This window comes from Bacillus sp. SIMBA_008 (genome assembly GCF_046535495.1).
In the GTDB taxonomy this organism is placed as follows: Bacteria; Bacillota; Bacilli; order Bacillales; family Bacillaceae; genus Bacillus; species Bacillus subtilis.
The window spans coordinates 1-261 of sequence record NZ_JAWRWL010000685.1; the positions used below are offsets into that span (position 1 = coordinate 1).

Below are 261 nucleotides of genomic sequence, written 5' to 3' on the forward strand. Positions count from 1 at the left end.
GCTGCAAGTGTTGTAATGTTCGCATCTAGAATTGTTGCTAATGAACGATGGTTACCAGCACGAAATGCTGACATCATTGACTTACCAATTTTCAGCTCTTCTTTCAGTCTCTCGTACGTAATAATATTCGCATCAACTGCGATACCTACCCCGAGCACTAACGCCGCAATACCTGGCAACGTAAGAACTGCATGCATCCAGTTAAAGACAAGTAATGTAACGAAAATGTATAAGCCTAACATAATAACCGCTACAATTCCT

Annotated in this window: 1 pseudogene; it reads right to left on the reverse strand. The window is 41.0% G+C overall.

Annotated elements, in window-relative coordinates:
- Positions 1–261 (reverse strand): annotated as a pseudogene (locus tag SB658_RS24985) (protein translocase subunit SecDF); the annotation flags it as partial.